Below are 17550 nucleotides of genomic sequence, written 5' to 3'. Positions count from 1 at the left end.
AGATGAAAATATCGAGGTTCTGCATATTTATTATTCTGATTTTCTCAGTCTGCAGCAGTAGGGCACAATCTATAGTACAGTTCAACGGACAGTTTGTTATCCAGAAAATTGAGGCTCTGGGAATCGGTGAATATCAGATTCGCGGTGCCTTTAGTGATCAGTCTGGTGTATTTCAGTCAAGTGATGCGCTGTCAGGTGACAGGATCATTGATGGTAGTGGAAAGATGTTTCAAATCGTCTCTTTAACTACCGAAGGTTCTATTATCAATGCCTTATCAAAGGCCATGGATGGGCTCGCACCAACTATTGGAGATGGATTGATCTACCGGCCATCAGCTAAAGGATTTCCTTTGATTACCAATAATGCAGGGGTTGCAATTCTGACCAGTGCCAACAATACAGCAACCTTATCGATAGATAATAGCATCCCTACTTATGGTTCTGGTACCGCACTTCCTGAGGCAACAGCCAGAGTTGGAGATGTTGTATTGCTTTCCGGAAATTCAAAAATATATAGGATGGAGACTGGTGGCTGGAAAATGGTCAGTAATATACCTTTCGTATTTGGTCTTCCTGATAATGCAGTTAAAGGAGATGTTGTTTATAATGCGCTTGATGACCAGAACTACACCTATGACGGAAAATCGTGGGTATTGCCAAAAGTGCTGACTTCATTGCCTGCGCAATCTAAATATGGAGATGTATTCTATGACAAAAGTCAGCAAAAACTGTTCATGTTTGACGCCAATAACAAGTGGGTAAATATTGGCGGAGTATCTATTCCCGGTGGCCCCGGAACTGAATTTCCCGGCAATAGTAAACCAGGAGATCTTTATTTCAATACTGATAACAATACACTTTACGTTTTAGATAATTCCAAAAAATGGCTGGAGATTTCAGCTAACGGATCAACCCCGTCAGGAGATACCAATCCGGATCCATCTGCTGTTCTTGTCAAAGAAGGAAATTTGTTTTACAATACAGCAGATCACAAATTATATGTTTACAATGGTACAGCCTGGGTACCTATCGATCTTTCACTGGCCAGCGGACAAATCTTTATGGGAAACAGTTCCAATATTGCAAGCGGGGTAACGATTTCCGGAGACGCAACGCTTGGAACTTCCGGCAGGTTAATTATTGAAAAGAATGCAGTTACAGACGAAAAACTGGATAAAGCACGTATCCCGTTAAGTGGTTTTGGTAATCCTGTTGACGATATCAAATTGGGTAACGGAACTTTAAATTTTAAAATTACCAATCTTAAAGACCCATCACAACCATCGGATGCTGTAACCCTGGGTTATTTAAAGTCTTTATTTGCAAAACCTACACTTTTAGCCTTACCTGCAGATAACCTATTTGTCGGAAACTCTTCTGGTATCGCTACTGCAGTAGCCAAAAGTATGATTCCGATCAGTGGATTTGACAGACCTCTGAAAGAAGTTTCTATGGGTGATGGAATTCCGGGTGGTGTGAGTTTCAGGATTATTAATATGACTGATCCAAAGCTTCCGCAGGACGCTGCAACTATGAATTATGTAGATAACCGCGTTGTGGCACCGGGAAAATTAAGTCTCCCAAAAGGCTTTATGTTTGTTGGAAATGATATCAGTACAGCAACAGCTGTAGACAAGAAAACTATTCCTTTTAGTGAGTTCGGGGCAGCAACATTGCCTGTTTCTTTGGGTGGTGTTAATATTAACAATCTGGCTGAACCAATCCTGGCCCAGGATGCAGCGACCAGAAATTACGTAGATACTAAAGTGATCGGCGCGGCCAATCTCTCTTTGACTAAAGGGAACTTTTTTGTGGGTGACGATAAAGGAAAAGCTGCCGATGTACTGAAAAATACAATTCCATTAAGTGGTTTTGGCTTACCGGTTATCCCTGTTTCTATGGGTGGATTGGTGATTAACAATTTAGGTACCCCTGTAGCTGACGGAGATGCATCTACAAAAAAATATGTGGATGATCAATTCAAAAAACCAGACTCTCTGGTTTTACAGGAAGGGTATTTCTTTGTTGGTAATACGAAAGGAAGAGCTAAAGGCACAGATAAAAAACTAATTCCTATCAGTGGTTTTGGAGAAGCAAAAGACAATATTTATATGGGAGATAAGGATATACAGTTCGGTATTAGTTTCCTGAAATATCCTGATGCCCCTTTAGATGCTGCTACGAAAAGTTATGTAGATGATCAGTTTTCTGCCCCTAGCTCTTTGACTATTCCAAGAGACCATATTTTAGTTGGTGATGTATTGAATAAAGCAAAAGCAGTTGCCAAAGATGAGGTTCCATTGAATGATTTTGGTTTTGCAACAGCCGATGTTCGTCTGGGCAATGGAGTGAAAAATTATAAGATCATTAATCTTGCCGATCCAAAAGATAAGCAGGATGCTGCAAATAAGAAATACGTAGATTCTGTAGCTGCTACAGGCGCTACCAAAACACCGGTTGGACCGGTAGCCCCAGACAAACCATCAGCCGGTGATACTTATTACAATACCTCAGATAACCGCCTTTATGTTTTTAATGGTACAGACTGGGTTCCGGTTGACAATAAATTAAAAGAGAAAGAACTGTTTGTAGGTGATGCTAAAGGAATCGCTGTTTCTACCCCGCAAAATGCTGTCTCTCTAAGTGGATTTGGCTTTGCAACCAAAGATATTGTGCTGAGTGAGGGGACAAAAAAAATCAGGATTACTCAGCTTGCCGATCCTGAAGACAAACAGGATGCTGCAACTAAAGAGTATGTAGATTCCAAAACTTCTAAAACACCGGTTGGCCCAACAGCCCCAGACAAACCAGTTGCTGGTGATACCTATTACAATACTGCTGATAACCGCCTTTATGTTTTTAATGGGAAGGACTGGGTCCCTGTGGACAATAAATTAAAGGACAAAGAACTGTTTGTTGGTGATGCGAATGGGATAGCTGTTTCCACTCCAAAAAGCCAAATTCCATTAAGTGGTTTTGGTTCAGCTGAGAGAGAAGTTTCTATGGGTAATTTCAGGATCTATAATCTTGCTGATCCCGTAGAAAAGCAGGACGCGGTAACCAGGAATTACCTCGAAACTGCATTGGTAACCGCAGGGGCAAATGCTAAAGATAACCTGGGTAATCATAGAGCGACAGAAAGTATCAAACTTTCTGTCTATGCGATCAGCAATGACGGAGCAGACGGAAAAGGACTGACTTTCGATACGCAGGGTAATGCCAGTTTCGGACAGGATGTTACTGTGAACGGCAACTTCTTTACCCCATCAGACAGAAGATTGAAAACCAATATTGAAACTTTAAGCAGTGTCCTTCAAAAAATCGATCAGCTTAGAGGAGTAAAATTTGAATATAAAGATCAGCATAAATACGCTGCCGGTACTAAGATCGGGGTGATCGCTCAGGAACTGCAGCAGGTATATCCCGAAATGGTCATTAAAGGTAAAGATGGCTTCCTGAAAGTTGATTATACCCAGCTTACAGGTATGCTGATCCAGGCTGTAAAAGAACAGCAAAAACAAATAGAGGAGCTGCAAATCCGGATGAACAATCAGCAGGAACAGATCAACAGTATTCTGAAAAAAATACAATAAGCGCAAAGGATTAGGAAACAGGTTAAAGGAACAAAGAGAAACGTAAGATTTTGAAGAGATTACTACATATTGTTAAAATTATATTTTTCTTCTTGCTCGCTGGAATTTCGAATGTTTCAGCGCAGAACTATTTCAGGGTAATCGGGGGAATTCCTCATTTACCAGTTTTACTACCTTCTGCTGTGCCAGCTCCTGCAATAGGAATGCTGATCTACAGCCCTGCTGATAAACAACCTTTAATCTATAATGGCGTTTCGTGGGAAACATTCTGCAGCAGCAATCTCAATACCACTAACGTTAAAGATTACCTGGAAGTAAAAACCGGTATCCCTTATTTATCCGCTCTGGCAGCCGAACCTGCAGGTACAGCAAGTAATGGAGGCGTTTATTTTTCGAAAACGGAAAATACCATGAAGGTTTATGATGGCAGCATCTGGTGGTCAGTTGCCAGACTCTATGGCAAAGGTAATTTTACGCAAAACACCGGTTTTTCTACCAGCAGTGGTATGAAGATTTCGAAGCTTCCTGTACTCAATAATAATCCGGCTCCTCTGGGTTTATCTCCGGGGGCTATTTATATCAGCACCGTATCAAAAGCCATTCGTTTTTATGATGGTACAAAATGGATAGATATCAGTTGTCTTCCTGTAATTTCAACTCTTATACCTACCAGAATAACTAATGTTTCTGCACTAAGCGGAGCCAATATTATCAGCAATGGCGGATCTGCGATTACCACTCAGGGCATCTGCTGGGATACCTCTGCGAATCCTGAAATCACGCTGAGCAGTAAGACCGGGAACCCGGTATTTGGAAATGATACAGGAATTTTTCCGGGGGTAATCTCAGGTTTAAAAGCTAATACCGTTTATCATGTGAGGGCCTACGCGATCAACAGTGCCGGAATTGTTTATGGCGAAGATTTAACCTTTACTTCAGCAAGAGCTTCCTTACCGGATATCATCACTTTAGACATAGACAACTTTTCGCCGGTTATGGCAAACAGCGGTGGAGATATCAGAAGTGATGGCGGTGCCCCGGTTACCAAAAGAGGGATTATCTGGAGTAAAACGGCAGACCCTGCAAATGATCCTGATGCGGTCACCACATTTGATGGTTCGGGCGTTGGGATATTCCCAAGCCGGTTGATTGACCTGTTAAGGAATACCACCTATTATGTGATGGCTTATGCGGTCAATGTGATTGGAACTGCTTATGGTAACCTGCTGCAATTTACTACCCCTGCTGCCACTGCACCGGTATTAAGTTCACCAAATATTAAGATTACAGATATTACCGATAAATCGGCGGTCAGTGAAGTCACCATTATCAACAATGGAGGAGAACTGGTTACTGAACGCGGAATGAGCTGGAGTACTGACAGAGTGAATATCATCTATGGTCCTTCCACCACTGTGAATGCAACAGATATAGGTACATTTATCTGTAACCTCACCAACTTGCAGGAAGGAACACTCTATTATGTACGTGCCTATGCTAAAAACAGTGTAGGGATCAGCTATAGCAGTGAATCTAGTTTTGTGACGAGTTCTGTACCTACAGTCAATACCATAGAGCCTTTTAATTATGATATGGCCAGTCATATCAATGGTTCACCGGAAAGCTATAATGGGACAAATGCAATGACAGGTGGCGATATTACCAGTAACGGGGTGTCGGCTATCACTAAAAGAGGTGTCTGCTGGAGTACAAGCCCGCAGCCTACCATTGCTTTAACCACTAAAACAGTACAAAATATCACAGATAATAACGGTAAAGGAATTTATAATAGTTATCTGAATTCACTTACACCAGGAACGAAATACTATGTCAGGGCCTATGCGACCAATAGTAAAGGAACAGGTTATGGCGAAGAAATGAGTTTTACGACCCCGCAGTTAGCCGCATTAACAACCAACCCTGCTATCCTGGTCAAAAATACAAGTATCAGCAGCGGTGGAAATATTACCGATGACGGTCGTATGCCTGTGCTGCAAAGAGGGGTAGTCTGGAGTACTGAGGAAAACCCGGACCTGGAAGGAACATTAACCAAAGACGGCAGGGGTACAGGGGCTTTTGTCAGTGACTTAAAAGACCTGATGGGCAGTACCAGATATTATCTTCGTGCTTATGCGGTCAATTATGTAGGTACCAGTTACGGAGCTGCTCAAATCGTGACTACCGCCCCGCCAGAAAAACCAGATGTCATTACTTTGCCCGTTGAAGGCAATGAGGGGACTACTGCAGCAGGTGGTGGAAATATTACTAGTAATGGAGGTGCAGAGCTGACCAGCCACGGGGTAATCTGGAGTCTGACCCCGGGTTTCACGCCTGATCTTTCCAGTGCCAGTAAAACCAGCCAGACTGAAAAGGTAACCAGGTTTACCAGCACATTAAACCAGCTTTTACCTAACAAAACTTATTATGCAAGAGCTTATGCAGTTAATAGTGCTGGGGTAGGTTATGGACAGGAAATTAGTTTCAAAACATTCACTATTGCTTCACTAATTACCACTCCGGCAAGTAATATGACCAGTATTACCGCAACCAGCGGTGGAGATATTTTTAGTGACGGAGGCGATAAAGTCACCAAAAGCGGGATTGTATGGAATACTTCCGGAAGCCCCACTATCGAGCTGACTACCAAAACTCAGAATGGAACCGGTATCGGGACATTTATTGACCCGATTAAAGATTTAATGGGAAGTACAACTTACTATGTTCGTGCTTATGCCGTGAATAGAGCTGGCGTGGCTTATGGTAATGAAATCAGCTTTATAACAACGCCTCCGGTTTCCCCTGTACTGACTACCATAGAGGCCACAGATATTACCGGGAGTACTGCGGTTAGCGGCGGGCATATCATCAATAATGGTGGTGCATTGCTTTCGGGGGCAGGGGTCATCTGGAATACGCTTTCCGGATTTCAGCCAGATACTGCAACCAGTCAAAAAACAGTACAGCAGGTCAAAGGAGATTTTGTAAGTGTATTGAAAGGATTAACTCCGGGTACTACCTATTATGCACGCGCTTATGCTGCAAACTCTGCGGGCCTGACTTTTGGTAACCAGGTTGTCTTAAGGACAGCCACTTTGGCTACCTTAACGACCTTAAAGCCTGTTGAGCAAACCATTACAAGTACTTCTGCAACCAGTGGGGGAACGATTTTAAGTAATGGCGGATCTTATATTCAGCGTAACGGAATTTGCTGGAGTACTAATCCCAATCCAACTATAGATGACCAGTTCGTTGTAGCAGGCTCTGGTTCCGGCAGTTTTACCGCAGACCTGAAAGATCTGATGGGAAGTACAATCTATTATGTACGTGCTTTTGCCACTAATTTTGCCGGTACCGCCTATGGAAACCAGGAAATAGTAGAGACTAAACCAGCTGTAAAAGCCACATTGGTGACTACTAAAATTACCGGAATTACAGGTACAACAGCGATCAGTGGTGGAAATATTACCAGTGATGGCGGTGCGCTGATTACCACCCGGGGAGTTATCTGGAGCCTGAACCCTAATTTCGACCCTGCTGCCGAATCGATAAACAGGACAGCCGAAACAGGTTATGGAAAAGGGGTTTTTGAGAGTGATCTCATCAATCTTTCCATAGGTAAAACTTATTATGTTTGTGCGTATGCGGTAAGTAAAGCGGGTACGGCTTATGGAAATATCCTGAGTTTTATTACTACAAGAAAAGCGGCAATTGTAACCACTTTACCATCGCTGATTACCCATACTACTGCAGTGACCGGCGGTACAATTACAGATGCCGGTGGTTCTCCGGTAACCGGCCGTGGCGTATTCTGGAGTACCCTTGAAAATTTTGAGCCAGATGAATTATCCTTAGATAAAACAGAAGACAAGGCAGGAACAGGGAATTTTGATAGTTTCTTAAAGAACCTGACCCCATCTACTAAATATTATATCCGGGCCTATGCATTTACCAATACCGGAATGTCTTATGGCCAGCAGGTTAGTCTGACAACAAATCCGGCTACAGTTCCGGTGTTAACTACCGTAGTGCCAGCTCAGATTACGGTAACGAGTGCTTCAAGCGGAGGAAATATTTCTGATGAAGGTGGAATGCCGTCTGCTACACGTGGGGTGATATGGAGTACGCAGGCTGATTTTATCCCTGAATCAATTCTTTTGAACCGGACTACGCAGACAGGTTCAGGAAAAGGTCTTTATAGCAGCAGTATAACCAGTCTGACCCCTGGTACACAATACTATGTGCGTGCTTATGCCCGCAATGGGGTAGGTTATGGTTATGGAAATCTGGAAAGTTTTGTGACTAAACCATCTGTTGCAGCAACAGTTACGACCAATACAGTGACTCAGATTACGGCGACAACCGCATTGAGTGGTGGTAATATTATCAGCAATGGAAACACAACGCTGAAAACAATGGGAATTGTCTGGAGTATTTATCCTGATTTTAACCCGGATACGATTTCAAAAAATAAAGTGACTATGGCAGGCCAGGACAAAGGGGTCTTTACAGCGGGTATGAATAACCTGAAGCCAGGAACAATTTATTATGTCCGTGCCTATGCAATTAACGATGCAGAGACTTCTTATGGAGAATTAACCAGTTTTACAACGATTGGATTGCCTGTTGTTGTGACAAATTCACCTGGATTAATCACCAATACAGCAGGCTTAATGGGCGGTACAGTGACCAGTGCCAGCGGAGGCATCATCAGTAGCCGCGGGGTTTACTGGAGTACGGTTGAGAATTTTGAACCAAATCCTTTATCACCTGACAAAACCTTCAATGGCGGGGGCACAGGTAGTTTTGACAGTCAGCTGAAAGACCTGATGGCCGATACGAAATATTATGTCAAAGCTTATGCAACTAACGTTGCAGGTACCGCATACGGGCAGCAGGTTGGTTTTACGACCTATCCTCCGGGATTGCCTTTACTGACTACGGTTACGCCTGTGTCGGTTACCGGAACAACTGCGTCCAGTGGTGGAAATATTACCGAAGAAGGAGGTGTTCCGACCACGATACGTGGCGTGGTATGGAGTACTGTTGCAAACTTTAAACCGGAGACAGAAACAGTTCACAGAACTGTGGAAGGTGGTGCAGGAAAAGGAATTTTTACCAGCCAGGTTACAGGTTTAAAACCAGGAACTATTTATTATATCAGGGCCTATGCCACCAATAGAGTAGGGGTACAATATGGAAATGAATTGAGTTTCACCACTCAGAACTATGCCAGTTTAACGACAACAGAGATCACTGAGAATACAGAAGGAACTGCAATGAGTGGAGGTGTAATCAGCAGTGATGGCGGTTCAAAAGTAACCGTGCAGGGATTATGCTGGAGTACCAGTCCAAATCCTACTTCAGAATTGGTGTCTAAAACAATCGACAAGGGAGCGGACAGTTTTATCAGTAAACTGAAAGACCTGACACCTTCCACTTTATATTATGTCAGGGCCTATGCCACCAACGGTCTGGGCACAGCTTATGGAAATGAAATTAGTTTTGTTTCGGCAGCAGTGCGCCCTACTTTAACCACTACCGATCCTGTGGTTACCAGCGGCTCTACAGCAAGCAGCGGCGGTATCATCAGTTCAAATGGTGGAGCAGCAATTACAAGCAAAGGTATTGTCTGGAGCAGTAAAAAGGATTTTGATCCTAAAACGGAACTTTTAAACAGAACCAATGAAGGGTCTGGTCAAAGTACCTTTATCAGTGAGCTTAAAGATTTAGAGCGGAGTACTGCTTATTATGTACGTGCTTATGCAGAGAATAATGCCGGGATAACTTATGGTAACCAGCTTACGGTAACTATATTTCCGACTTCACCAATCCTGTTAACCAACAGGGTAACAGAAGTTACAGGTACAACCGCTACAAGTGGTGGAAAGATTACCAGTGATGGTGGTGCAGCCGTAACCAAACGTGGTATTTGCTGGAGTACACAGCAAAATCCAACGAATAATTTACTGACAAAAACAGTAGATGCTGTAGGAGGTGACGGAGACTTTATAGGTAAAATGACCGGCCTGCTGCCTAATACCATTTATTATGTCCGGGCCTATGCGGTCAATGGAATCGGTGTAGCTTATGGTCTGGAAGAATCCTTTATTACACTGGCCCCACCAACATTGACAGCGACCGCGCCGGTAACAAATATCCGTGCAACTACTGCAACCAGCGGAGGCGAAATTACCGATGATGGCAGAACACCAATATTAAGCAGGGGAATTGTATGGGACAGATACAGTGATCCGACAATTTCACTGACTACTAAAACAGTAGATAACGTGACTAAAGGTATTGGTGCATTTACTGCTGATTTAACTGGTCTTAGCCCGAATACAATTTATTATGTCAGGGCTTATGCGACCAATCTTATTGGGGTAACTTACGGAAGTGCGGTACAGTTTAAAACCAATACGGTGAGTTTACCAACACTGTCAACCACAAGCGTAACCTCTATAGACGGCTATTCTGCCAAAGGTATTGCCGAGGTGAGTGATGATGGTGGAATGCCAGTGGTAACCCGTGGTTTTGTATGGGCTACAACGACATTGCCAACTATTTCTTCTACAGGAAAAATTGTAAATGGTACTGCAGGCACAGGCATATTTGAAAATGTGTTTGGCGGAATGATACCAGGTGCAACTTACTATATCCGGTCATTTGCAACCAATAGCCAGGGTACGGCTTATGGAAATGAAATTGTACTGACTTCGGCAGGGGTGGTACCTAACCTGAGTGCAGTCACGATTTCTAATATCCAGCTGAATACTGCTGCGGCTGTAGCCAGTCTGAGCTTTAATGGCGGTTCTGCGATCACGGATCTTGGATTTATCTGGAATACAGAAGATGTTATTCCGGCCTTTGCCGATGGAAATAACTCAAGTACAGGCGCTGTTGGGACAGCGATCTCAGGTACAGTGGCCAATTTATTACCAGCTACCAGATATTATGTCTGGGCTTATGGTAAAAATGCTATTGGAACAGGATACAGTGTGAAATCAACGCCATTCAATACGCGCGATTTTGGAAAAGTAAACACCATTCCGGCATCGCAGATTACCAGTAGTTCTTTTGTTTCTGGTGGTATAATTCAGAGTGAAGGCGGGACTGACATCACTCAAAGGGGAGTCGTATGGAGTGAAAATAAAAACCCAACGGTAAATGATCCGACTAAAACTACTCAGGGCCCCGGATACTTAGCTTATGCAAGTCCTGTTACAGGATTGAAATTTGGTACTACCTATTATTTCAGAGCTTATGTGACCAATGCAGTAGGCACAGGTTATGGTAATCTCGATAGCGTAACCACTATTAATATTCCAGCAGTAACGACTACAGCAGCTACAAATATTTTAAGTACAAGTTTTACTGCAGGAGGGGAAGTGACTAAAGATGGCGGTTCGGCGGTGACTGCCAGAGGTATTGTGATGAGTACAACTCCCGGACCTACTATCGCCTCAGCAATTAAAACAACCGATGGCAATGGACTGGGGATCTTTATCAGTAACCCAAAACTGCTGACCATAGTTACTAAATATTATTACAGAGCTTATGCCACTAATGCTGTAGGTACAGCTTATGGTAAGCAGGATAGTGTGACTACGACTGCAATCCTTCCGGTAATTGATAACGTGAAACTGTCTGAGATTACGGATCATTCTGCAAGAGGAACAGCGACGATTACCGCTGATGGCGGTGCTCCGGTAACCGCGAATGGATTAGTTTGGAATACAACTGGCAATCCTACGCTCGAAGATCACGTGATTATTTCAGGGAAGGATATCGGTTCAGTAACAGGCGTACTGGATGGATTGGAAGAAGGGCCTGTTTATTATGTGAGAGCTTATGCAACCAATAGTGTCGGCACTGTTTACAGTGCTGTTGCAGTAAACTTTAAAATCTGTAAACCACTTACAGTGATACACAGAGCTGGAATTAGTGGCGCGCCAACAGATAAAACAATTACTTATGAAACTGTTGGAGCTAATATTTCAGGGGACTATAAATGCTGGATCACCAGGAATTTAGGTGCAGATCAGCAGGCAACTGATGTAAAAGATGCGACCGAAGCCTCTTCAGGCTGGTACTGGCAGTTTAACCGTTTACAAGGTTATCAGTATGATGGAGCAACACGTACACCAAACCAGATTGTGGCCCCATGGGCAACCCAGATTAGTGAAGGTTCAGGCTGGTTAGCCGCAAATGACCCATGTACACAATTGCTGGGCAATGGCTGGAGAATTCCAACCAATACGGAATGGAGCAATGTGATTGGTCCTCCTCAAAACTGGAAAAATGCTGCCGATGCTTATAATTCTATATTGAAATTACATGCTGCCGGAGATTTAACTGCAACTGGAATTTTAAATGTCAGAGGGGTCAATAGTAGCTATTGGACCAGTACAATTTATAGCAACAATAGCCAGGGATATTACTTCATTAATGGAAGAACGAGTTATAATGAAAAATCAGTTGGATTACCGGTGCGCTGTTTACAGGATGGGGGCATGACGAGTGTTCCTTCTTTAAGTAATGTGGATATTCCTGCTGCTACGATAACTGCCAATACTGCCCGGGCTTTGGCTGCGGTCATCAATTCTGGCAGTAGTCCGGTAACCAGCAGAGGGCTGGTTTGGAACACAACGGGAAACCCGGGAATGGGGGATAAGGTAATTTCCCTGGGTACTGGTATGGGAGAGATGGCAGGTATACTAAGCGGCCTGAATGAAAAGGATGTTTACTATGTCCGTGCTTTTGCAACGAATAGTGCAGGCACTGCATTTAGTCCGGTAGTGGCTGGTTTTAAAGTTTGTTTACCAGTTACAATTACTCATACTGCTGGATTAAATGGTGCACCGGTAGATAAAACGATAACCTATAAAACAATAAGTACAACTATTTCGGGTGAAGCCAGATGCTGGATTACCCAGAATCTGGGCGCAGATCAGCAGGCTACAACTGTTAGTGACGGAACAGAAGCATCGGCAGGCTGGTACTTCCAGTTCAACCGCTTACAGGGCTATAAACATGATGGAACTGCCCGCACGCCAAATGATCCACTGCAACCATGGGTAGGAAACATAGATGAAGCTGGTCAGTGGCTGCCGGTAAATGATCCTTGTTTCAGAATGATGGGTGGTGGCTGGAGATTGCCAACCGGTGCAGAATTGAAAACTGCGATTGGTGCCCCTCAATACTGGAGAACAGCTGCTGATACCTATAACTCTGTTTTAAAACTTCATTCTGCCGGTGCAATTGTGACTGACGTTTTAACTGCCAGGGGAACTGATTCCCGCTACTGGAGCAGTTCAGCGGTATCTTCAGGAGCCGGAAATATAATTGCTAACGGTGCTGCAAGTGTTGCTAATAAAGGTACAGCTTTGCCAGTCCGCTGTCTTCGGAATGAGGTGATCACTACTTTACCTTCAGTGAGTAATGTGATCCTTCCATTGACGGAGATGACAGAGACTACAGCTAAAGGATCTGCTGTAATTAATCCGGATGGAAATGCAACTGTAACGTCCCGTGGTTTTGTCTGGAATACGACAGGTAACCCGACCATTGCAGATCAGGTGGTGCCGATGGGATCAGGTACAGGTTCAATCAGCGGCTTGATCTCAGGTCTGGAGAACGGACCCACTTATTATGTCAGAGCTTTTGCAACCAATAGCGTAGGTACTGCTTACAGTGAAATTGCAACCAGCTTTAAAATCTGTATGCCTTTTACAGTGATTCACAGAGCAGGGCTGAATGGCGCTCCGGTAGACAAAACCGTAACTTATGGTTCGGTGAGCACTAAGATATCCGGTACTGATAAATGCTGGATTACCCAGAATCTGGGTGCAGGCAGACAGGCTACCGATTTAAAAGATGTAACTGAAGCTTCTGCTGGCTGGTACTGGCAGTTTAACCGTTTACAGGGTTATCAGCATGATGGCACAACCCGTACCCCAAATCAGATTGTGGCCCCATGGGCAACCCAGATTAGTGAAGGTTTAAGCTGGACTCCAGCCAATGACCCATGTACACAAATGCTGGGTAACGGCTGGCGGATCCCGACCAATGCGGAATGGACCAGTGCTGCTGCTACCCCTCAAAACTGGAAAAATGCTGCCGATGTATATGCTTCTGTTTTGAAATTACATGCTGCCGGAGATTTAACCAGTACAGGAGCTTTAAATATCCGGGGGGTTAATAGTAACTACTGGACCAGTACGATTTACTCAAATAATAGCCAGGCTTATTTCTTTAATAATGTAAGGTCAAATAATAATGAAAAATCAGTAGGCTTACCGTTGCGCTGTTTGCAGGATGAGGTTGTAAAACGTCTTCCTTCGGTGACCAGTGTGATCGTTCCTTCAGAAACAATAAGCGCTGCGGCAGCTGTGGCCAATGCAACGGTAACCAATACTGGTGGAGCTGCGGTGACCAGCAGAGGACTGGTCTGGAACACAACCGGAAACCCGGGTATGGGCGATCAGGTTATTCTTTTAGGGACTGGAATTGGAGATATAACCGGTACACTGGAAGGGCTGGATGAAAAGGCTGTTTATTATGTACGTGCTTTTGCAACCAATAGTGTAGGCACAAGTTTAAGTGCAGCAGTGACCAGCTTTAAAGTTTGTTTGCCTTTTACGATTACCCATACTGCCGGGTTAAACGGGGTGCCGGTAGACAAGACCGTTACTTATAAAACAGTGAGTACCACTTATTCGGGAGAGGCACGCTGCTGGATTGCCCAGAACCTGGGTGCAGACCAGCAGGCAGCAGCGGTTAACGACGGGACAGAAGCCACTGCAGGCTGGTATTTCCAGTTTAACAAACTGCAGGGTTATAAACATGACGGGACTACGCGTACGCCAAATGATCCGCTGGTACCCTGGATAAGCAATATACAAGAAGCCTCACAATGGTTACCAGTTAATGATCCTTGTTTAAGGATGCTGGGTGGTGGCTGGAGATTACCTACAGCTGCAGAGTGGACAAAAGCTATTTCGCCTCCTCAATACTGGAGATCAAATGAGGATACCTATGCTTCTTTACTGAAAATACATGCTGCGGGTTACCTGGTGAATAATACTGCCGGATTAACTGCTAAAGGTACAGATAGCCGTTACTGGAGCGGAACTGCAGTTTCCAGTACCACTGCAACTGCATTTTATGGCTGGAGATTGCTGGAGTCTGACAAAGCTTCTGCGCTGCCTGTCCGTTGTCTGCGGAATGAAGTTATTTCTACGCTGCCTTCGGTAAGTAATGTGATCCTGCCGCTGGCAGAGATGACAGAAACTACAGCTAAAGGATCTGCGATTATTAATCCTGACGGACGTGAAGCCGTGACTGTCCGTGGTTTTGTCTGGAATACGACAGGTAACCCGACTCTTGCAGACCAGGTGGTGCCGATGGGATCAGGTACTGGCTCAATCAGCGGCTTGATCTCAGGTCTGGAGAACGGACCCACTTATTATGTCAGAGCTTTTGCAACCAATAGCGTAGGTACTGCCTACAGTGAAATTGCAACCAGCTTTAAAATCTGTATGCCATTTACAGTGATTCACAGAGCTGGGCTGAATGGCGCTCCGGTAGACAAAACCGTAACTTATGGTTCGGTAAGTACTAAAATATCAGGTGCCGATAAATGCTGGATTACCCAGAATCTTGGATCGGGTCAGCAGGCTACCGATTTAAAAGATGTAACTGAAGCTTCTGCTGGCTGGTACTGGCAGTTTAACCGTTTACAGGGTTATCAGCATGATGGCACAACCCGTACCCCAAATCAGATTGTGGCCCCATGGGCAACCCAGATTAGTGAAGGTTTAAGCTGGACTCCAGCCAATGACCCATGTACACAAATGCTGGGCGCGGGCTGGCGTATCCCGACCAATGCGGAATGGACCAGTGCTGCTGCTACCCCTCAAAACTGGAAAAATGCTGCCGATGTATATGCTTCTGTTTTGAAATTACATGCTGCCGGAGATTTAACTGCTGCGGGAAATTTAAACATCAGAGGGGTCAATAGTAACTACTGGACCAGTACGATTTATTCGAATAATAGCCAGGCTTATTTCTTTAATAATGTAAGGTCAAACAATAATGAAAAATCAGTAGGCTTACCGTTGCGCTGTCTGCAGGATGAGGTTGTAAAACGTCTTCCTTCGGTGACCAGTGTGATCGTTCCTTCAGAAACAATAAGCGCTGCGGCGGCTGTGGCCAATGCAACGGTAACCAATACTGGTGGAGCTGCGGTGACCAGCAGAGGACTGGTCTGGAACACAACCGGAAACCCGGATATGGGCGATCAGGTTATTTTTTTAGGGACTGGTATGGGTGATATAACCGGTACACTGAAAGGGCTGGATGAAAAGGCTGTTTATTATGTACGTGCTTTTGCAACCAATAGTGTAGGCACAAGTTTAAGTGCAGCGGTGACCAGCTTTAAAGTTTGTTTGCCTTTTACGATTACCCATACTGCCGGGTTAAACGGGGTACCGGTAGACAAGACCGTTACTTATAAAACAGTGAGTACCACTTATTCGGGAGAGGCACGTTGCTGGATTGCCCAGAACCTGGGTGCAGACCAGCAGGCAGCAGCGGTTAACGACGGGACAGAAGCCACTGCAGGCTGGTATTTCCAGTTTAACAAACTGCAGGGTTATAAACATGACGGGACTACGCGTACGCCAAATGATCCGCTGGTACCCTGGATAAGCAATATACAAGAAGCCTCACAATGGTTACCAGTTAATGATCCTTGTTTAAGGATGCTGGGTGGCGGCTGGAGATTACCTACAGCTGCAGAGTGGACAAAAGCTATTTCGCCTCCTCAATACTGGAGATCAAATGAGGATACCTATGCTTCTTTACTGAAACTACATGCTGCGGGTTACCTGGTGAATAATACTGCCGGATTAACTGCTAAAGGTACGGATAGCCGTTACTGGAGCGGAACTGCAGTTTCCAGTACCACTGCAACTGCATTTTATGGCTGGAGATTGCTGGAGTCTGACAAAGCTTCTGCGCTGCCTGTCCGTTGTCTGCGGAATGAAGTTATTTCTACCCTGCCTTCGGTAAGTAATGTGATTCTGCCGCTGGCAGAAGTAACACCTACTACGGCTAAAGGATCTGCGATCATTAACCCTGACGGACGTGAAGCCGTGACTGCCCGTGGATTTGTCTGGAATACAACAGGTAACCCGACTCTTGCAGATCAGGTGGTACCTATGGGATCAGGTACAGGAACAATCAGCGGCTTGATTTCGGGATTAGAGAACGGCCCTACTTATTATGTGAAAGCTTTTGCAACCAATAGCGTAGGTACTGCCTACAGTGAAATTGCAACCAGTTTTAAGGTATGTATGCCGTTTACAGTAATTCACAAAACGGGGATAAAAGGGGCTCCGGTAGACAAAACCGTAACTTATGGTTCAGTAAGTACTAAAATATCAGGTGCCGATAAATGCTGGATTACCCAGAATCTGGGTGCAGATCAGCAGGCTACTGATTTAAAAGATGTAACTGAAGCCTCTGCTGGCTGGTACTGGCAGTTTAACCGTTTACAGGGTTATCAGCATGATGGCACAAACCGTAAACCAGCGGGTGTATGGGCAACCCAGATTAGTGAAGGTTTAAGCTGGACTCCAGCCAATGACCCATGTACACAAATGCTGGGCGCGGGTTGGCGTATCCCGACCAATACGGAATGGACCAATGCTGCTGCGACCCCTCAAAACTGGAAAACGGCTGCCGATGTATATGCTTCTGTTTTGAAATTACATGCTGCCGGAGATTTAACTGCTGCGGGAAATTTAAACATCAGAGGGGTCAATAGTAACTACTGGAGCAGTACGATTTACTCGAATAATAGCCAGGCTTATTTTTTTAATAATGTAAGATCAAACTATAATGATAAAGCAGTAGGCTTACCGCTGCGCTGTTTAAAAGATTAAATAATAAG

2 protein-coding genes are annotated in these 17550 nt (G+C 44.4%); both read left to right on the top strand.

Annotation, left to right across the window (positions count from 1 at the left end; translation table 11 throughout):
- Window positions 1–2: 2 nt before the first annotated feature.
- Window positions 3–3593 carry a tail fiber domain-containing protein gene (locus HDE68_RS12455; RefSeq protein WP_183882354.1) on the top strand — a complete coding sequence of 1197 codons (3591 nt, stop codon included), beginning with the start codon at window positions 3–5 and terminating at the stop codon, window positions 3591–3593.
- A 50-nt stretch (window positions 3594–3643) separates the two neighbouring features.
- The gene (locus HDE68_RS12450; RefSeq protein WP_183882352.1) at window positions 3644–17542 is read left to right on the top strand and encodes a hypothetical protein; all 13899 of its coding nucleotides are present in this window, start codon (window positions 3644–3646) and stop codon (window positions 17540–17542) included.
- The last annotated feature ends 8 nt before the right edge of the window (window positions 17543–17550 follow it).

Source organism: Pedobacter cryoconitis (assembly GCF_014200605.1).
GTDB lineage: Bacteria > Bacteroidota > Bacteroidia > Sphingobacteriales > Sphingobacteriaceae > Pedobacter > Pedobacter cryoconitis_B.
This window is presented reverse-complemented; position numbering and strand designations above follow the sequence as displayed.